Annotated in this window: 18 protein-coding genes and 1 pseudogene; 12 read left to right on the top strand and 7 right to left on the bottom strand. The window is 73.3% G+C overall.

The features are described 5' to 3' along the window. Positions 1-242 precede the first annotated feature (242 nt). Positions 243-728 carry a GNAT family N-acetyltransferase gene (locus Prubr_RS09635; protein ID WP_246568509.1) on the bottom strand — a complete coding sequence of 162 codons (486 nt, stop codon included), beginning with the start codon at positions 726-728 and terminating at the stop codon, positions 243-245. A 272-nt stretch (positions 729-1000) separates the two neighbouring features. Here Prubr_RS09635 and Prubr_RS09630 point away from each other — a divergent pair, with 272 nt between their 5' ends. After that, a complete protein-coding gene (locus Prubr_RS09630; RefSeq protein WP_212824070.1) occupies positions 1001-1345 on the top strand; it encodes a hypothetical protein in 345 nt (114 codons plus the stop codon). 64 nt (positions 1346-1409) lie between these two features. Here Prubr_RS09630 and Prubr_RS09625 read toward each other — a convergent pair whose 3' ends face one another. Continuing rightward, complete coding sequence (locus tag Prubr_RS09625; protein ID WP_212824068.1) at positions 1410-1934, bottom strand: flagellar protein FlhE; 525 nt, start codon at positions 1932-1934, stop codon at positions 1410-1412. Between the two features lie 266 nt (positions 1935-2200). Between Prubr_RS09625 and Prubr_RS09620 the strand changes: the two genes are divergently transcribed. Beyond that, positions 2201-4276, top strand: coding sequence for a heavy metal translocating P-type ATPase (locus Prubr_RS09620; protein WP_212824066.1), 2076 nt, complete (start codon positions 2201-2203; stop codon positions 4274-4276). A gap of 91 nt (positions 4277-4367) precedes the next feature. Beyond that, the gene (locus tag Prubr_RS09615; protein ID WP_246568507.1) at positions 4368-5927 is read left to right on the top strand and encodes a hypothetical protein; all 1560 of its coding nucleotides are present in this window, start codon (positions 4368-4370) and stop codon (positions 5925-5927) included. A 221-nt stretch (positions 5928-6148) separates the two neighbouring features. Here Prubr_RS09615 and Prubr_RS09610 read toward each other — a convergent pair whose 3' ends face one another. After that, positions 6149-6817, bottom strand: coding sequence for a response regulator (locus Prubr_RS09610; RefSeq protein WP_212824064.1), 669 nt, complete (start codon positions 6815-6817; stop codon positions 6149-6151). After that, positions 6814-8055, bottom strand: a complete 1242-nt coding sequence (locus tag Prubr_RS09605; RefSeq protein ID WP_212824062.1) for a sensor histidine kinase — start codon at positions 8053-8055, stop codon at positions 6814-6816. The genes Prubr_RS09610 and Prubr_RS09605 overlap by 4 nt, the downstream gene beginning before the upstream one ends. Before the next feature lie 235 nt (positions 8056-8290). Here Prubr_RS09605 and Prubr_RS09600 point away from each other — a divergent pair, with 235 nt between their 5' ends. From Prubr_RS09600 to Prubr_RS09585, 4 genes are read left to right on the top strand one after another with little or no spacing between them, the layout of a single operon-like run. Further along, positions 8291-8893: a DedA family protein gene (locus tag Prubr_RS09600; RefSeq protein WP_212824054.1), complete on the top strand. Its 603-nt coding sequence runs from the start codon at positions 8291-8293 to the stop codon at positions 8891-8893. Beyond that, positions 8890-10089, top strand: coding sequence for a glycosyltransferase (locus tag Prubr_RS09595; protein ID WP_212824052.1), 1200 nt, complete (start codon positions 8890-8892; stop codon positions 10087-10089). Before Prubr_RS09600 ends, Prubr_RS09595 begins: the two co-directional genes overlap by 4 nt. After that, positions 10086-10763, top strand: a complete 678-nt coding sequence (locus Prubr_RS09590) for a DUF998 domain-containing protein (RefSeq protein WP_212824050.1) — start codon at positions 10086-10088, stop codon at positions 10761-10763. The genes Prubr_RS09595 and Prubr_RS09590 overlap by 4 nt, the downstream gene beginning before the upstream one ends. Then, positions 10760-11047: a hypothetical protein gene (locus Prubr_RS09585; RefSeq protein WP_212824048.1), complete on the top strand. Its 288-nt coding sequence runs from the start codon at positions 10760-10762 to the stop codon at positions 11045-11047. Before Prubr_RS09590 ends, Prubr_RS09585 begins: the two co-directional genes overlap by 4 nt. A 67-nt stretch (positions 11048-11114) precedes the next feature. Here Prubr_RS09585 and Prubr_RS09580 read toward each other — a convergent pair whose 3' ends face one another. Then, entirely contained in the window at positions 11115-12299 is a 1185-nt protein-coding gene (locus tag Prubr_RS09580) for an MFS transporter (RefSeq protein ID WP_212824046.1), read from the bottom strand. 67 nt (positions 12300-12366) lie between these two features. Between Prubr_RS09580 and Prubr_RS09575 the strand changes: the two genes are divergently transcribed. Both Prubr_RS09575 and Prubr_RS09570 read left to right on the top strand, forming a co-directional pair. Then, positions 12367-12834, top strand: a complete 468-nt coding sequence (locus Prubr_RS09575) for a MarR family winged helix-turn-helix transcriptional regulator (protein ID WP_212824044.1) — start codon at positions 12367-12369, stop codon at positions 12832-12834. Next, a complete protein-coding gene (locus Prubr_RS09570) occupies positions 12827-13150 on the top strand; it encodes an LPXTG cell wall anchor domain-containing protein (protein ID WP_212824042.1) in 324 nt (107 codons plus the stop codon). The genes Prubr_RS09575 and Prubr_RS09570 overlap by 8 nt, the downstream gene beginning before the upstream one ends. A gap of 3 nt (positions 13151-13153) precedes the next feature. Here Prubr_RS09570 and Prubr_RS09565 read toward each other — a convergent pair whose 3' ends face one another. After that, entirely contained in the window at positions 13154-13756 is a 603-nt protein-coding gene (locus Prubr_RS09565; protein ID WP_212824040.1) for a nitroreductase family protein, read from the bottom strand. Between the two features lie 118 nt (positions 13757-13874). Between Prubr_RS09565 and Prubr_RS09560 the strand changes: the two genes are divergently transcribed. The 3 genes from Prubr_RS09560 (at position 13875) to Prubr_RS09550 (ending at position 15954) form a co-directional block, all read left to right on the top strand. Beyond that, positions 13875-14444 (top strand): hypothetical protein, encoded by a 570-nt coding sequence (locus tag Prubr_RS09560; RefSeq protein WP_212824038.1) that lies wholly within the window; start codon positions 13875-13877, stop codon positions 14442-14444. Positions 14445-14455: 11 nt separating this feature from the next. Continuing rightward, positions 14456-15445, top strand: coding sequence for a phosphotransferase (locus tag Prubr_RS09555; protein ID WP_212824022.1), 990 nt, complete (start codon positions 14456-14458; stop codon positions 15443-15445). A gap of 86 nt (positions 15446-15531) precedes the next feature. Continuing rightward, positions 15532-15954: an archease gene (locus tag Prubr_RS09550; RefSeq protein WP_212824020.1), complete on the top strand. Its 423-nt coding sequence runs from the start codon at positions 15532-15534 to the stop codon at positions 15952-15954. A gap of 38 nt (positions 15955-15992) precedes the next feature. Here Prubr_RS09550 and Prubr_RS09545 read toward each other — a convergent pair. Next, a pseudogene (locus Prubr_RS09545) lies at positions 15993-17410 on the bottom strand (RtcB family protein). Between the last annotated feature and the right edge of the window lie 4 nt (positions 17411-17414).

Here is a 17414-nt window from a genome sequence, read left to right as displayed (position 1 = left end):
TCATGGTGGCCGGGCCGACGAACGTGAAACCCGTATCCACCCCCTAGCGGCAACGGCGCGATCGGGGTGGTCACCTAGGGGACAGCGCCGTTCCCCCTAGGGGTGGCTGCGTGCCCGAACGGATCTTTCTCCTGTTGATACTGGCGTCACCCTAGATTTGCCCTGCGGTGGCCTTGTGCGTTCCGCCGCACTCGGTGACCGGGTCACGCGACCCGAGCCCGTCGACGACCTCGCCGGCCCGGTCAACCGACGACCTTGCTGCGCCGTTCCAGCAGCACGACGTCGCGCCAGCGGCCGTGATGCCGGCCCATCCGCTCCCGGGTGCCGACGAGCCGGAATCCGTGCCGCTCGTGCAGGGCCAGGCTGACCTCGTTCTCCGGGAAGATCATGGCCTGGATCGTCCAGATCCCGGCCGCTTCGGTCGAGGCGATCATCGTGTCCAGCAGCCGCCGTGCCACACCCCGCCCGTGCGCCGCCGGATCGACGTACACCGAGTGCTCGACGACGCCGACGTACACGGCCCGGGTCGACACCGGTGAGACGGCGACCCAGCCGGCCACAACGCCGTCGATCACGGCGACGTGGCGGTGCTCCGGCAGCTTTCCGGCGTCGAACGCCGGCCAGCTCGGGGCGGTCAGCTCGAAGCTCGCGTGCCCGGTGTCCAGGCCGGCCTGGTAGATCCGCAACACGGCATCGGCGTCGTCGGTCCGCATGGCACGGGTGTGCATCAACGACCTCCGGTCGGGGTCGTCCCTCGGACCCGGTGCCGAGGGCATGGAACACCAGTGCATCAGATGCCGGTGCGGTCGCGGCTACGCGGGTCGTCGGCCCGGTGCGCGGCGAAGAGTTCGCCGGCCCGGGCGCCCAGAAGGTGTTGGCGGCGGCGTGCCCGCGGAGGTCACCGGCGTCGGGTCGGATGTTGACATGGCCGCAAGTCTGGGTCATGCCGTGGTCGGCGTGAAGTGGGTCTGCGGGGCCGGGGCGAGGCATGCTTTCTGGCATGACGGACGACTCGGGTCGGGCGCTGGCTGTCGCGGAGCGGGAGATCCTGGCGGCGTTGCTGGAGTTGCCGATCCGGCACGGGTGGCGGCTGCGTGCCGAGGCGGAGCGGTTGCGGGTGCGGGCGGTGTGCGGCTGTGGGTGCCCCACCGTCTACTTCACCGACGGTCCGGTCGGTGGCACGGAACTGGTCGCCGAGGCCGAGGTGGCCGGAACCGACGGCGACGTGGTGCTGCTGTTCGCGTCCGCGTCCGGTGTGGACTCGCTGGAGTATGTCTGGCTCGGTGATCTCCCGCCGACGGGCTGGCCGCCGGCCGGTTCACTGATCAACCTGCGGGTCCGCTGATCCGGCTTCGACGCGCCGGGGTGGCCCGGGCCCGGGTGGTCCGGTTGTGGGCCCGGGCGGGCCGTCAGTAGGTGTAGGTGACGGTGAGTTCGTAACTGCTGCTGTGTTTCGGCGGGGTGAGCACGTACGTCGTCGGGGCACCGATTCCGACCACGTACTGGAACGTGGTGTTGGCCGGGAAACCGGCGAATGCCGTCGTCGTGGCACTCCACGACTGTGTCGACAGGTTGGGGCTGACGAGTAGGCACTGGGTGCCGTTCGGGCCGGCGCACAGATAGACGGTGTAGATCCGCAGCGGCGGCGGGATCTCCATGAAGATCCAGCGGTAGTAGACCGTGGTGATGACGGCGCCGGGCGGGGTCGCCGGTGCGGTGAAGGCGTTTCCGTAGTAGAGCCAGTTGGTCTGGTAGATCGTCGGGTAGGACGTTCCCTGGTGCTGGGTCCAGGACGCGGTCGCGGCCTGTGCCGGAGTGGTGATCGACAGGGCCGCGAGTACGCCGACGAGCAGGCCGGCGATCGTGGCGGCGACTCTCGCCCGGGGCGTTCTGACCGGGGTGATCAGGGCAGGGTCGTTCGACGTACGGAGCATCCGCTCTCCAAGGGAATGGGATGGGCCTGCCATGGCCCGCGTGCACCAATGATTGCTGCCGATGGAAGGTCAACTCGACCGGCGGAAAACGCGGGATGCGGGAAACGATCAGGGGCGTTCAGTCTTCAGATGTATTGACATTCGTGATTGCGCGCAATGCTCGATCGGGCAGCGGCGGGGGTCGTGGTGGGGCAGGGTGAGGTGGCGGTCACGTGGGGGTTGCGGATACCCCATGGGGTATATGGTGAGCGTGGGAGGTGGTCGACATGCGGCACGACACGGCAGCACACGACCAACACGCCGGCGACGGCGAGCACGGCGGCCCTGACCAGCACACCCGTCCCGATCGGCACGGTGGTCACCAGGGGCACGACAAGCACGCCGGGCACGACCCGGAGGTCTTCCGCCGCAAGTTCTGGCTCAGCCTGGCCCTGACCGTGCCGATCGTGGTGACCAGCCACATGGTGATGGACTGGTTCGGCTACTCGGTGGACTTCCCCGGCATGGCCTGGATCGGCCCGGTCCTCGGCACGGTGGTGTTCCTCTACGGCGGCTGGCCGTTCCTGACCGGCGCCGTACACGAGGCCCGGGACCGGGCGCCGGGCATGATGCTGCTGATCGCGATGGCGATCACGGTCGCGTACGTCGCCTCGCTCGCCACCACCCTCGGCGCGTTCGACCTCGACTTCTGGTGGGAGCTGGCGGCGCTGGTCACCATCATGCTGCTCGGGCACTGGCAGGAGATGAAGGCGATCGGCCAGGCGCAGGGCGCCCTGTCCGCACTCGCCGCGCTGCTGCCCGACGACGCCGAACGGGTCGGCGACGGCCGTACCGAGCGGGTTTCAGTGGCCGACCTGCGCGTGGACGACGTGGTCCTGGTCCGCCCAGGCGGACGGGTGCCCGCCGACGGCCGGATCGTCGACGGCGGCGCCGAACTCGACGAGTCGATGATCACCGGAGAGTCCCGGCCGGTCGCCCGGTCCGTCGGGGACCGGGTGGTGGCCGGCACCGTCGCCACCGACTCCGCGGTCCGGGTACGCGTCGAGGCCGTCGGCGACGACACCGCCCTGGCCGGCATCCAGCGGCTCGTCGCCCAGGCGCAGCGGTCCAGCGGCCGGGCCCAGGTGCTCGCCGACCGGTTCGCCGCCTGGCTGTTCTACATCGCGATCGCCACCGCCGTGGTCACGTTCACGGTGTGGGCGGTGCTCGGCAACGCCGACGAGGCGGTGGTGCGTACCGTCACCGTGCTGGTGATCGCCTGCCCGCATGCCCTCGGGCTGGCCATTCCCCTGGTGATCGCGCTGTCCACCGCCGTCGCGGCGAAGGCCGGCATCCTGGTCAAGGACCGGCTCGCGCTGGAGCGGATGCGTACGGTCGACGCGGTGCTCTTCGACAAGACCGGCACCCTGACCCGGGGCGAGCACGTCGTCACCGCGGTCGCCGGCACCACCGGCACCGACGCCGACGAGGTGCTGCGCCTGGCGGCCGGGGTGGAGGCCGACAGCGAGCATCCGCTCGCCCGGGCCATCGTCGCCGCCGCGACCGGGCCGGCGTCGGCCACCGACTTCCGGGCGTTGACCGGGCGCGGGGTGCGGGCCAGCATCGACGGCACCGAGTACGCCGTCGGCGGACCCGCGCTGCTGCGGGAGCTGGGTGTCGACGTACCGGCGGAACTGGCGACCGACACGGCGGACTGGTCGCGGCGCGGGGCGGCGGTGCTGCACCTGCTACGGCTCGACGACACCGGACCGGCCCGGGTGCTCGGCGCGCTGGCCCTGGCCGACGAGGTACGCCCCGAGGCCCGGCAGGCCATCGCCGACCTGCGGGCGCAGGGCATCTCCAGGATCGTGATGATCACCGGGGACGCCCGCCCGGTGGCCGACGCGGTCGCCGCCGAACTCGGGCTCGACGAGGTCTTCGCCGAGGTCCTGCCGGCCGACAAGGACGACGCGGTGGGCGAGCTCCAACGCCGCGGACTGCGGGTGGCGATGGTCGGCGACGGCGTCAACGACGCGCCCGCGCTGGCCCGCGCCGACGTCGGCATCGCCATCGGCGCCGGCACCGACGTCGCGATCGAGTCCGCCGGGGTCGTCCTGGCCTCGTCGGACCCGCGCGGGGTGACCGGGGTGATCCGGCTGTCCCGGGCCTCCTACCGCAAGATGATCCAGAACCTGGGCTGGGCCGCCGGCTACAACGTGGTGGCGTTACCGCTGGCGGCCGGGGTGCTGGCCTGGGCCGGGGTGGCGCTCAGTCCGGCCGCCGGCGCGCTGCTGATGTCGGCCTCCACGATCGTGGTGGCCCTCAACGCCCAACTCCTGCGCCGCGTCCGCCTCGGCGGATAGCTCCGAGGGCGGCCGGTCGCAATATGCGGGCGGCCGGGCGGCCGCGTGGGGTACGAATGGCGGACCGGACAAGGCGGGGGCGGTGGTGGGCATGGATCTGTGGAATCGGCTGCGGGGGATGGCCACCACCGTTCCGGTCGAACGCGACCACCTGCCGAAGCCACCAGGCCCCGACCTGCTGCGGGCCGCCGGGGACGCTTTACGAGGACAGGCCGTCACCGGCCTGATCACGATCACCCGCGACGGTGACGAGGGCCTGCGGGCGGCGACGGCCGACACTCTTGGCGCCTGGCCCGCCCCTACCTGGATGGCTGTCGACGAGGAACTGCGGGAGCGGTGGTGGTGGGCGCCGGTCTGGACCGTACGGGTCGCGGAGCGGATCGCCGACGATAGCGCCGATCTGCTCCGTCTCGTGGTGGCCGGCTGCCACCACGACGGGTGGATCCGCGAGGCGACGGTCACCCGGCTCGCGGACCACGCGCCGCATCCGGCGGCGCTCGCGGTGCTGGCACTGCGCTGCGCCGACTGGGTGGAGCCGGTCCGCGACCGGGCCCGCACCACAGTGGACGAACGGGTGCCGGTCACCGGTGCGGCGCTGGCGGTGCTCGCCGGGATGGCGTACGCGCTGCGTGCCCGGCGGCACGGCGGCTGGCTGGCCGAGCGGGTCGAGCGGGCGCTGCGGGAGTTGCCGCCGGACGGCCTCGAACCGCTGCTCACCGCCCGCGACCACCGGACCCGGCGGGCGGCGTACCGGGCCGCGCTCGCCGCCGGCCGGCTCGGTCAGCGGCAGTTGGTCACGGCGGCGGTCCGCGACGGCGACCCGCCGATCCGGGCGATGTGCGCCCGGGCCGCCGTCGCCGTCGCCGGCCCGGACGAATTGCGGGAACTGCTTGCCAGCCGTACGGCGCTGGTGCGGGCCGAGGCACTGCACGCCCTCACCACGGCCGGTGACCCGGCCGCCGCCGAGGTGGCGCTGCTCGACCGGCATCCCGTGGTGCGGGCCACCGCCCAGGCCGCGCTGCGCCGGGCCGGCACCGATCCGGCGGCCCGCTACCGGCGACTCGTCACGGGCCAGGACCCGCCGGTACCGGCGGTGATCGCCGGGCTCGGCGAGACCGGCGGAGCCGTGGACGCCGTCCCGCTCACCCGATGGTTGGCCCATCCCCGCCCCCGGAGCCGGGCCGAGGCGGTCCGGGCCCTGCGCCGCCTCGGCGCCGCCCGCCCGGAAGACCTGCTGCCACTGCTGCGCGACGACTCCGGCGCGGTCACCCGGCAGGTCGTCACGAGCCTGCGGCAGCAGGCTGGCGGGCTGGACCCGGCGATGCTCGCCGGCCTGACCGCTCCGGACAACCCGCCGTACGTCCGCTTCGCCGGCTACCGTCTGCTGCTGGCCGGCGGCGCGTGGCAGCGGGTCGTCACCGACCTGCGGCTGCTCGACGACGCCGACGAGCGGCTGCGCGGCAGCGCCCGGGCCGACCTCGCGATGTGGCTCCACCGGCAGGCGGCGACCACCTACGGACAACCGGGGCCGCGTCTCGCCGCCGAACTCGACCGGCTGACCGAGCGGGCCCGACCGGTCCTCGGCGAGCGCCGGGTCCGGCTGCTGCGCTTCCACGCCGGACTGCCGGTGGAGGTCAACCGCCGGGGGTGATCAGGCCGGTGGCACGACCGTCGTCATACGGATGCCGCGCGCGAAGGAGACCTTCCGTCCCGACAAAAGTTGATCTGAGCACCAGCGACCCTACCCGCGCCGGATAAGGTCCCTGACGCTCAGCTCAACGATGACCACCGCCCAGATGCAGCGCAGGACGTCGAACCGCAGTGACCGGCGCGGGCAGCGGAGCGGGCGCGCATCGCCCGGATCAGCGAGGGTCAGCCGCCCGGGGTGACCAGGCCGTTCTCGTAGCCGAACACCACTGCCTGCACCCGGTCGCGCAGGCCCAGCTTCTGCAGGATGCGGCTGACGTGGGTCTTGGTGGTCTGCTCGGCGATGAACAGCGACGCGGCGATCTCGGCGTTGGACATGCCGAGCGCCACCAGCCGCAGCACCTCCCGTTCCCGGTCGGTCAGCGCGTTGAGCGCCGTACTGCCCGCCGTCCGCCTGGGCTGGGCGTCGACGAAGTTCTCGATGAGGCGGCGGGTGATGCTCGGCGCCAGCAGCGCCTCGCCGCCGGCGACGACCCGTACGGCGCGCATCAGCTCGTCGGGTTCGCTGTCCTTGAGCAGGAAGCCGCTGGCCCCGATCCGCAGCGCCTCGTAGATGTAGTCGTCGATGTCGAACGTGGTCAGCATCAGTACCCGTGGGCTGTGTCCCTCGGTGCGTTCCGGGCCGAGGATCGCCCGGGTGGCGGCCAGCCCGTCCAGCACCGGCATCCGTACGTCCATCAGCACCACGTCGGGTCGCAGGCTGCGGCAGCGGTCGACGCCGGCCCGACCGTTCTCGGCCTCGCCGACCACCGTCATGTCGTCCTGCGAATCGAGGATCGCCCGGATCCCGACCCGGATCATCGACTGGTCGTCCACGATCAGAATCCGGATCACCCGTTGCTCCCGTCGGCCGCCTCGTCCCACCGTATCGGCAGCCGGGCGAGTACCCCGTAGCCGCCGCCGGCCAGCGGGCCGGTCTCCAGGGTGCCGCCGACCAGCCGGACCCGTTCCCGCATTCCGTGCAGCCCGTGGCCGGCCCGGCCGACCTCCTCGGGCGGCCCGACGGGTCCGGCGGCCGGGGCGTTGGTGACGACGACGGCGAGGACGTCGCCGGGTTCGACGTCGACCCCCACGACGGTGGGGGCGCCGGCCGCGTGCCGGATGACGTTGCTCAGCGACTCCTGCACGATCCGGTAGGCGGCCAGCGCGACCGCGTCCGGTACCGCCGTGCGGCGCACCTCGTCGCCGATCCGCAGCTCGACGGGTACGCCGCCGCGGCGTACCGATTCGGCCAACTCGTCGAGCCGGTCCAGGCCGGGCACCGGCCGCAGGTCGACGGCGGCGTCCTCGTCGCGGAGCACGGCCAGCAGTTGCCGCATCTCGCGCAGCGCGCCGCGGGCACCGGCGGCGATCTGCCCGAACTCGGCCCGCGACTCGTCGTCGATGTTCTTGATCCGGTACGCCGCCGACGTCGCCTGCATGTGGATCACGGACATGCTGTGCGCGACGACGTCGTGCAGCTCCCGGGCGATCCGGGTCCGTTCCTCGACCACGGCCCGCTGCGCCTGTTCGAGCGCGACGTCGCGGCGGGCGTCGACGAGCTGGCGCCGGATCACGGCCCGCTGCCGGAAGGCGATCGCGCCGAGCGTGATCAGGGCCGAGTTCGTGGCATAGATGACGAGCAACGGTTCGGCCTCGGCGACGGTATGGCCGGCCCGCAGGTCGAGCACCACCAGCAGGAAGCACAGCAGCACGCTCGCCCACCAGGCCGTCGCCGCCACCCGCCACTCGTGGAACAGTCCGACCAGGGTCACGTGGGCGATCAGGGCGAGCAGGCCCGGAATGGTCAGCGGCCAGGTCGGGCCGGCGTCGAGCGACAGCGTGACCGCGAAGGCGATCACCCCGGCGAACTGCACCGCGGTCGCCTCGACCGGCCACCGCAGGGTCAGCGGCAGGGCCACCGCCTGCGCGATGCCGGCGGCGAAGGCGACGGCCAGCGGCACCTCGTACACCTCGGTCGCGACCGGGATGTTGACGGCCATCAGCACCACGGCCAGCGCGCCGGCCACCAGCCACGACCATGGGTTGAGCGGCTCGGCCGGGCGTACCGGCGCCCACAGCCTGATTTCCACGATTCCTCCCCGTGCCCTGCTCAGGGCGACGCTACCGGGGTCGGAGTCGGGGTGACGTCGTGCCGCGGCGGTAGGCCACCCCCTACGGCGGAGGTATGCGCGGGGCGGGCGAACTACCTCCGCCGTCCGGGCCCGAACGCCTCCGCGGGGCGACGACCGGCGCGGTGTCCCGTACCTAGCTTTCTCCCCGTCGCCGGCGAAACCGCCGCCGGGACGTGACGCGGGAGGTGCGGCAGTGGATCCGGTGCAGGCGTTGTGGACGGGGGTGACCGAACACCCGTACCTCCTGCTCGGGCCGCTGGTGCTGGTCGAAGGGCCGGCGGCGACGGTCGTCGCCGGGTCGCTGGTCGGTGCCGGGCTCGCCCGGTTCTGGCCGATCTGGCTGATCGTCGTCGTCGCCGACGTCCTCGCCGACAGCGCCCTCTACCTGCTCGGCCGGTTCGGCAACCACCGGCGGCTGGCGCCGCTGCTGGGCCGGCTCGGGCTGCCGACACACCGACGGCGGCGGCTCACCGTCGCGGTGCGCCGGGCCCTGCCGCGCGTCGTGCTCGGCGCGAAGGTCGTCGACGTCGCCGCCGTACCGGCGTTCCTGGCCGCCGGGCTCGCGCGGGCCCCGTACCGCAGGTTCGTGGCCTGGGTCGCGGGGGCCAGCACGGTACGCGCCGGACTGCTGATCGGCGTCGGCGTGCTCTTCGGCCAGGAGGTCGCCGACCTGCTCACCGAGCCCGGCACCGGGCTCGCGATCGTCGCCGGGCTGGCCCTGGCCGTCGCGGCCACCCACCTGCTGACCCGGCGGCTCGCCGGAACCCGATTCGATCCTGTCAGGGAGAAACCATGAAGATTCTCATCGGCGCCGACACGTACGCACCGGACGTCAACGGCGCGTCGTACTTCGCGCAGCGGCTGGCGACCGCGCTGGCCGGCCGGCACGAGGTGCACGTCGTCTGCCCGTCGACCGGCTACGGCAGCCGTACCACCGGCACCGGTGCGGGAATCGTCGAACACCGGGTCCGGTCGTTGCCCGTACTGCGGCGCAAGGGCTTCCGGTTCTGCGCCCCGGTACGTCTGGTCGCCGCGGCCCGCCGGATCCTCACCGAGGTACGCCCCGACGTGGTGCACGTGCAGAGCCACTTCCCGCTCTGCCGGGCGCTGATCGAGGCCGCGGACGGGCTCGGCATCCCGGTCGTGGCCACCAACCACTTCATGCCGGAGAACCTGACCCACTACGTTCCGGTCGGCGACCTCGGCCGGCGCCGGCTGCACGAATGGGCCTGGCAGGACCTGGCCCGCGTCTACGCCCGGGCCGAGGTGGTGACCGCACCGACGCCGTACGCGGCGGCGCTCGCCGAGCGCGCCGGGGTGCCCGGCCCGGTGCTGCCGATCTCGTGCGGGATGGACGTCTCCCGCTTCGGCACCGGCCGTAACCGCGCCGGGTTCCGGCTGCGCTACGGGGTGCCGGCCCGCCCGACGATCGGATACGTCGGCCGGCTCGACAAGGAGAAGAACCTCGACGTCGTGGTCCGCGCCCTGGCCCGGGTACGCCGGCACGTCGACGTCCAGCTGATGCTCGTCGGCACCGGGGCCGAGCGGGGCCGGCTGGCGGCGCTGGCCGCCGAACTCGGCGTCGCCGACGCGCTGGTGTTCACCGGATTCGTCGCCGACGCCGACCTGCCCGCCGCGTACGCCGCCACCGACGTGTTCGTCAACGCCGGCACCGCCGAGCTGCAGAGTCTGGTGACGCTGGAGGCGATGGCGTGCGGCGTACCGGTCGTCGGGGCGGACGCGTCCGCGCTGCCGCACCTGGTCCGGCACGGCGTCACCGGCCTGCTGTTCCCGCCCGGTGACGACGCGGCGCTGGCCGAGCGGCTGGTGGCGATCCTGTCGGATCCGGATCGGGCGGCGGGCCTGGGCCGACGCGGCCGGCTGCTGGCCGAGGAGCACGACGAGGCCCGCACCGTCGCCGCCTTCGAGGAGATCTATGCCCGGGTCGGTGGCAACCGGCCGGCGGTCCCGGCGCTGCGGGTCGCGGCGTGACGGCCGGAAGTGGCCTGCTGGCCACCACACCGACCGGCACCGGCGGCCGGCCGCAGGCGCCCGCCCGGGCCCCTGGCTGGTACCGGTACGCGCTGTCGGCGGTCACCGTCGCCCTGGTCGCCGGGCTGGCGCTGCACGCGGTCGACGACGTGCATCCGCTGCACCAGATGCTGAGCGAGACCGCCGTCTCGTCGGCGGGGATCCTGCTGCTCGGTGTCGCGGCGGCCGCCCTCGTCGCCGTGGCCGGCTGCCTGGGGGTCGGGGTCCGGCGGGCCGGTCCACGCCGTGCCGGGCTGCTGACCCTGCTGCTGGTGATCTGGGCGGCGGGACTCGTGGCGCTGGCCGTGTTCCCGATGGACCTTTCCGGGGAGCCGACCACGTACGCCGGAGTGCTGCACCGGTACGGGGCCGCTGTCGCGGTCGCCGTACCGCCGCTGCTCGGACTCGTCCTCGCCGGGGCGGGCCGCGACGACGGTGCCCGGCAGCTCCGGGCGGCGTCGGTGGTCACCGGGGTGGCGGGTGCTGTCTTCGCCGCCGCGCATCTGCCCACGATCCTGCTCGACGCCGATTCGCTGCCGTACATCGGGCTGGTCGAGCGGCTCCTGCTCGCGCTGATGCTGGTCGTCGTGATCCGGGTGGCCCGGATGCTGCGGGACGCCGGGTGCGGGCCGTGAGCCCGCGGGCCGTGGGGCTCGCGGTGGTGGGAGTGCTCGCCGGCGCACTGTTCGTCAACGCCCTGCCGCATCTGGTGCACGGCGGCCTGGGGCAGCCGTTCCCCACCCTGCTCGGGGTGCCCCGGTCGGCGGCCGCGAACCTCGGCTGGGGGCTGGCGAACCTGTTCCTCGGTGTCACGCTCGCCGTCGTGGTCTGGAACGGTCTGCGGACCCTGCCGTTCCTCGCCGGGGCCGGTGCGGGCAGCCTGGCGACGGCCACCGTGCTGCTGGTCGTCATGGGGTGAGGATCCACTTCGGAGCTTCCCGGCCGCCGGGCGCGCGCCGGGACTCCCGGGAGCCGTGGGGGTGCGGCTACCACGGCGCGGTCAGCCGGCGGCTCGCGGCGCGGCCGGTGAGTGCCGCGGTGGCGGCGCATCCGGTGGCGAGGGCGAAGGCCGCCGTCGTACCCCAGGTGTCCACCAGCACCCCGGCGGTGGCCGAGCCGGCGGAGATGCCGATGCCGGCGGCCGTCGTGAGCCAGGTCAGGCCCTCGGTCCGGTGGTGGGCGGCGACGGCCCGGCCGGCGATCGAGAAGCCGTCGATGAAGGCCGGCGCGAGCGTCAGCCCGAGCGTGAACGCGGCCGGGAACAGCCATCCGGTCGTCGGCGCGACCACGAACGGCACCGTGCCCACCGTCAGCATCGGCAGTACGACCGTCAGCCGCCGGTGCGGTGGGTGGGACCAGTCGCGGGCGCCGTACCAGAGCCCGGACAGGGCACTGCCGGCGGCGATCGTCGCCAGGATCCAGCCGCCGAGTGCCTGGGTGCCCTGGCGTTCGGTGTAGGCGATGACCGCGACGTCGAGCCCGATCAGCACCGTGCTGATCAGCGCGAAGGTGAGCAGCAGCAGGGGAAGTCCGGGCGTGCGCAGGGCGGTTCCGGGCGCCGGCCGGTCCGCGGGAGCGCCCGGCGGTTCGGTGCGGTGCTGCAGCGCGAGCGCGATCGAGCCGCCGGCGGCGAGCGGAACCGCCAGGATCAGGGCGGCCGCGGGGTGCAGGTACGCGACCGACGTCGACACCAGGACCGGGCCGATGACGAGAAGTAGTTCGTCCACGACCGACTCGAAGGACGTCGCCGCGTGCAGCCGTGGCGAGCCGGTCAGCAGGTGGGCCCAGCGGGCCCGGACGAACGGTCCGATGGCCGGCATGCTGGCGCCACTCGTTGCGGCCAGGATGACGAGGACCCAGGCCGGGGCGCCGGCCCCGGCCGCCACCAGGAACCCGGTGCGGGTGACGGTGGTGGCGACGGCGGTCGCCACGAGGACCGGCCCCTGCCGGTGGCGGTCGGCGAGGCGGCCGAGCAGCGGGGCGACGAGCGAGTACGCGAGCGCGTAGGCGCCGGAGACCAGTCCGCCGAGGCCGTAGGAGCCGCTGAGTGCCGAGACGAGGAAGACGATGCCCAGGACGGTCGTCAGGTGGGCGAGCCGGGCGGCCAGTCCGGCGGTGACGAAGGCGGCGGCGCCCGGTAGGGCGAGCAGTGTCCGGTAGGGACCGGTCATGGCTCGCTCCCCAGTTCCACGGGGCATAAGCTAAATCAGGTTTCGTAGATTGTAAATGAGGTTTCGCATGTCGGATCGGGATCCGGTCGACGACGTCGGCAGCGCACACCTCGGCCGGCTGCTGTTGCGGGCGCTGCGCCAGGTCCAGGCCAACGCGGTCACCAAACTCCACGGGTGCGGCCACCCCGGCATCCGTACCGGGCACCTGCCGGTCTTCGGCTACATCGACGACACCGGCACCCGCATCACCGACCTCGCCGCCCGGGCCGGGATGACCCGTCAGATGATGGGCCGCCTGGTCCGCGAACTGGAGGACCTCGGATACGTCACGACCGGAGCCGACCCCGACGACCAACGCGCGGTCGTCGTCACCCTCACCACACAGGGGTACGGCTTCGGCGCGGACGGCGAAGCGGTGAAGGCGAGCCTCGAGCGGGAGTACGAGGAACTGCTCGGCCCGGGTGAGCCGGCCCGACTTCGCCGCTCCCTCGCACTGCTGGCGAACCTGGGCGCCGGGGAGCGACAGGATGGGTAGCGGGAAAGAGTACGAGGAGCTGGAGGAGGTTCCGGACGAGTTCCGGACCTTCGCCGACCGGCACGCGCTCGAATACCGCAACACCCTGCCCGGCATCGCCCTCTACCTGGGCGTCGCGGCGTTGTTCGTCGGGGGGCTCTTCGTGACCGTCCCCGAGGACCGCCGTGCCGGGCTCTGGCTGATCCTGCTCGGACTGGTGCTGCTCGCCGCCTGGATTCTGCTGCACCGGCGGAAGCGGCACCGGGAGGACGAGTTGCGCCGCGGATACCTGCACCGGAAGCGGAAGCAGAACGAACCCGGCGACCCGTACGAGTAGGGGCTACCCGGCCGGCTGGCCCCAGCTGCCCCGGTGCACGACGTCGGCGGTCGGCCGGCGCCGGCCGCGCAGGTCGCGGGGCGGCTCATCGCTGTAGCCGATCGAGACCGCCCCGATCGGAGCGAAGTGCGCGGGCACCCCGAACGCCTCGCGGTACGTGTCGATGCGGTCGGGCGAGATGCCGAAGAAGCAGGCGCCGAGTCCGGCGTCGACCGCCGTGAGCAGCATCAGCAGCGACGCCATGCCGGTGTCGATGTCCCAGTACGGCGCCGGCCACCGGGCCTCCGACCGGTCGGTCTGTCCCTTGTCGGGCTGCGCGTACCGGTCCAGGTAGGCGTCCTTGTTGGAGTGCGCCACGATCAGCAGCGGCGCCTGCACGTTGGCGGCGAACCAGTTCTGCGGGTCCTGCTCCGGCCGGGCCGCGTCGCGGAAGCGCGCGATGTCGTCGGCGTTGTCGAGCACCAGGAAGCCCCAGCCCTGGGAGAAGCCGGCCGACGGTGCCCGGAGCGCGTTGTGCACGATCCGGTCGACGACGTCGGGTGGGACCGGCCGGTCGGTGTAGGTGCGGACCATGCGCCGGCGGCGGACGACATCCTGGAACTCCATGGTCGGGAGTCTAGGGAAGTGTCCACGCTGTGGAAACGGGGCGACGCGCAGCGTCCGGTGGATCGGGGCGGCCATTGATACGGTAAGGCCGGCCTTTCTCGGGGGGAGGGGAGTCGGCGTGGCAGATCGTGGAGTGACCGGTCCGGCGGTGCCCGACCCGCGACAGTTCCAGGTGCGCGCGGCCATGGAACTCGAACAGCTCCACACCCTCGCCGCGGGCTTTCCGCTCCACGGGCTGGCGAACTGGACCGGTTCCCGGCAGTTCAGCTGCTGGCATACCCGCGACGGCGGCCTGGAGACGGCTGGCCTCGGCCACGGCGCCCATCCCGGCCCCGGGCCGTACGTCGACGTTCTGGTCAGCGCCGCGGTCGGTCCCGACCAGGCCCTCGAGCGTCGCCGCGAGGTCCGGTACGCAACCGAACCGCCGCGCGACGAGGAGACCTTCCGGCGGATCGACCGCGAACTGCTGGCCGTCCAACCGGACGAGGTGGTCATCCCGGTCGAGGGCGCGCCGACCCGCTTCTCGGTCTGGTGGCTTCCCGAGGGCTGGGTCGCCACGACCGTGCTCGGAGGCCACCGCTGCACCGTGTCGGCGAGCCGGATCGGGCCGGACGACGTCGAACTGTGCCGGGTGCACGACCTAAAGCCCTACTGGGACGGCCGCCGGATCTTCCCGCCCGGCAGCTGACCGGGGCTGAGGTGGATCGGATCGCCGGCTGGGTCGCCGAACACCACGGGATCGCGCTGACCGACCTGCGCGCCGTCGAGGCCGGCGCCGACCGGGGTGCCGACCTCTTCCGCGGCACCGACTCTGACGGGACCGGCTACGCCGTCAAGTGGACCGTGAACGACTCGACGGCCGGCCTGGTGATCCCGGAAGCGCTCGGGGCCGTGGCACCCGGCACGGTCGCCGACGTCGTCCGTACCCGCGACGGCGGGCTGTTGGCCGATGTCGCCGGGCGGCGCCTCGCGGTCACCCGCTGGGTCACCGGTGCCCCGGCGTTGGGCGGCCCGCTACGGCGCGAGCAATGGACGGCGTACGGCCGGCTGCTGGCCCGCCTGCACCGGGTCCCGGTCGACGACGCCCTGACGGTGGCGGTGCCGGCGGAGACGTACGACCCGGGGAAGTGGGTGCGGGCCTTCGACGACGCCGACCGCGCGGTCACCGGCGTCGGTCCGGGCGCGGACGACATCCAGCACCGGTTGGCCGAGGGTTGGACGGCCGGCCGGGACCGGCTGTTCGAGGTCCGGGACCGGGCCGTGGCACTGGCCGGGGTGCTGCGCCGCCGCGCCGACCTGCCGGCACCGGTGCCGTGTCACGCCGACCCGCATCTCGGCAACGTCATCGTCACCGGGGACACCCGCGTCGTTCTGATCGACTTCGACGACGCCGTACTCGCCCCGCCGGAGCGCGACCTCATGTTCGTGCTCGGCGGGGGAGTGCTGCCCTTCGCGCCGGCCACCACCGTGCAACAGGCGTGGTTCCTCGACGGCTACGGCGGTGTCGACCCCGACCCGGAGCTGCTGACCTACTACCGGTGCACCCGGGCCCTCGAAGACGTCGCCGAGCTCGCCACGGTCGCGCTCGACCCCGCCCTCGACCTGGCGGAGCGGGCCGAGAACCTCGGCTACGTCGAGGGCGTGCTCGGGCCGTACGGCCTGCTCGCCCAGGCGCTGCCGGGAGGGTAGGCCGGCCGCGGTCGCGGGTTCGGCTCCGGGGCACGCCGGGCGCGGCGAGAATGGGTCGCGGGAGGCTTCGGCGAAGGGGGCGGGCAGTGGGGGAGCGGCCACCGGTGGGCCACCGCAGCGTGCCGCACACCGCCGACGTACGCATCGAGGCGTGGGCGCCGGCTCGCGAGCGCTGCGTGGCGGAGGCCGTGGCGGGCCTGGTCGGCAGCTTCGCCGAGGTGCCGCCGGCGGGGGAGCAGACCGTGGAGTTCCGGGTCGACCCGGGCAGCGACGAGGACATGCTGGTCGCCGTCCTCGACGAGGTGATCTTCCGGATGGACACCGAGGGCCGGCTGCCGGCGTCCGCCGACGTGGCCGCCGTCGAGGGCGGGTTCGAGGTACGGCTGCGGATGGCCGATCCCGACCGGGTCGAGGTGGTGGGTGCGGTGCCGAAGGCGGTGTCGCTGCACGAGCTGCGGTTCGCGCCGGACGTGGACGGCTGGTCGTGTGCGGTGACCCTCGACGTGTGACGGCGGCCGGATGGCCACCGACGGCATGACCGGTGCCGTCAGCCCTTTACCACGCCGACCGGGACCAGCCGGGCCACCCGCCGGCACAGGCCGCCGCCCTCGGCCGACTCGACGACCGCGGACACGTCCTTGTACGCCTGCGGCGTCTCCTCGGCCAGCCCGCGCATCGACGCGCCGCGTACCGAGATGTCCTGGGCCTCCAGTTGGTCGCGCAGTTCCTTGCCGCGCACCGATTTGGCGGCCTGGGTGCGGCTCTGGGCGCGGCCGGCGCCGTGGCAGGTCGAGGCGAACGCGGGGGAGCCGGCGACCCCGGTCAGCACGTAGGACGGGGTGCCCATCGAGCCGGGGATGAGCACCGGCTGTCCCACCCCGGCCAGGTCGGCGGGCAGGTCGGGGTGGCCGGGCGGCAGTGCCCGGGTGGCGCCCTTGCGGTGTACGCACAGCCGCTTGTCGACGCCGTCGACCCGATGAGTTTCGATCTTGGCGAGGTTGTGCGAGATGTCGTACACCAGGTCCAGGCGGCGGCCGACGACGCGTGCGAAGACCCGGCGGGCGGCCTCGCCGAGCAGTTGCCGGTTGGCGCGCGCGTAGTTCGCGGCGGCGGCCATCGCACCGAGGTAGGCCCGGCCCTCGGGTGAGGAGACCGGGGCGCAGGCGAGCTGCCGGTCGGGTACGTTGATCCCGTAGCGGGGCATGACCCGTTCCATGACGCGTACGTGGTCGGTGCAGATCTGGTGCCCCATGCCGCGCGAACCACTGTGGACCATGACGCAGATCTGGCCGGGCCGCAGCCCGAACGCCTCGGCGGCCGGTTCGTCGTAGACGTGGTCGACGGCCTGCACCTCCAGGAAGTGGTTGCCGGAGCCGAGACTGCCGACCTGGCCCTGTCCGCGCTGCACGGCCCGGTCGCTGACCTGGGCGGGGTCGGCGTCGGACACCGCACCGTGGTCCTCGCAGCGGGTGAGGTCACGTTCGACGCCGTGGCCCTGCGCGACGGCGTACCTCGACCCGCCGAGGAGGACCTCGTTCAGCTGGGCCCGGTCGGTGATCCTCCATACCGCCCCTTGGCCATGCCCCGGGGGATCGCGGTGTCGAGGGCGTCCATCAGCCGTTCCCGTACCCGGGGCAGTTCGGCGCGGTCGAGGTCGGCGGCGAGCAGCCGTACGCCGCAGGAGATGTCGAATCCGACGCCGCCGGGTGAGACGACACCGTCCGCCCCGAGGTCGGTCGCGGCGACGCCGCCGATCGGGAAGCCGTAGCCCCAGTGCACGTCGGGCATGGCGTACGACGCCTCGACGATGCCCGGCAGCGTCGCCACGTTGGCGACCTGGTCGATCGCCTTGTCGGCGGAGACGTCGGGCAGCAGCGGCCGGGAGGCGAAGACCACGCCGGGTACCCGCATGTCGCCGTGCCGGTCGATCCGGAACCGGTACGGCGACTCCTCGACCAGTTCCACGGCA

It is taken from the genome of Polymorphospora rubra, from assembly GCF_018324255.1.
Taxonomy (GTDB): domain Bacteria; phylum Actinomycetota; class Actinomycetes; order Mycobacteriales; family Micromonosporaceae; genus Polymorphospora; species Polymorphospora rubra.
This window is presented reverse-complemented; position numbering and strand designations above follow the sequence as displayed.

Excerpts from the sequence above, each read along its gene's own strand:
- Prubr_RS09635 (WP_246568509.1), bottom strand. The coding sequence starts at position 728 with ATGCACACCCGTGCCATGCGGACCGACGACGCCGATGCCGTGTTGCGG.
- Prubr_RS09580 (WP_212824046.1), bottom strand. The coding sequence starts at position 12,299 with ATGACCGGTCCCTACCGGACACTGCTCGCCCTACCGGGCGCCGCCGCC.
- Prubr_RS09620 (WP_212824066.1), top strand. The coding sequence starts at position 2,201 with ATGCGGCACGACACGGCAGCACACGACCAACACGCCGGCGACGGCGAG.
- Prubr_RS09630 (WP_212824070.1), top strand. The coding sequence starts at position 1,001 with ATGACGGACGACTCGGGTCGGGCGCTGGCTGTCGCGGAGCGGGAGATC.
- Prubr_RS09625 (WP_212824068.1), bottom strand. The coding sequence starts at position 1,934 with ATGCTCCGTACGTCGAACGACCCTGCCCTGATCACCCCGGTCAGAACG.
- Prubr_RS09575 (WP_212824044.1), top strand. The coding sequence starts at position 12,367 with ATGTCGGATCGGGATCCGGTCGACGACGTCGGCAGCGCACACCTCGGC.
- Prubr_RS09570 (WP_212824042.1), top strand. The coding sequence starts at position 12,827 with ATGGGTAGCGGGAAAGAGTACGAGGAGCTGGAGGAGGTTCCGGACGAG.
- Prubr_RS09595 (WP_212824052.1), top strand. The coding sequence starts at position 8,890 with ATGAAGATTCTCATCGGCGCCGACACGTACGCACCGGACGTCAACGGC.
- Prubr_RS09565 (WP_212824040.1), bottom strand. The coding sequence starts at position 13,756 with ATGGAGTTCCAGGATGTCGTCCGCCGCCGGCGCATGGTCCGCACCTAC.
- Prubr_RS09615 (WP_246568507.1), top strand. The coding sequence starts at position 4,368 with ATGGATCTGTGGAATCGGCTGCGGGGGATGGCCACCACCGTTCCGGTC.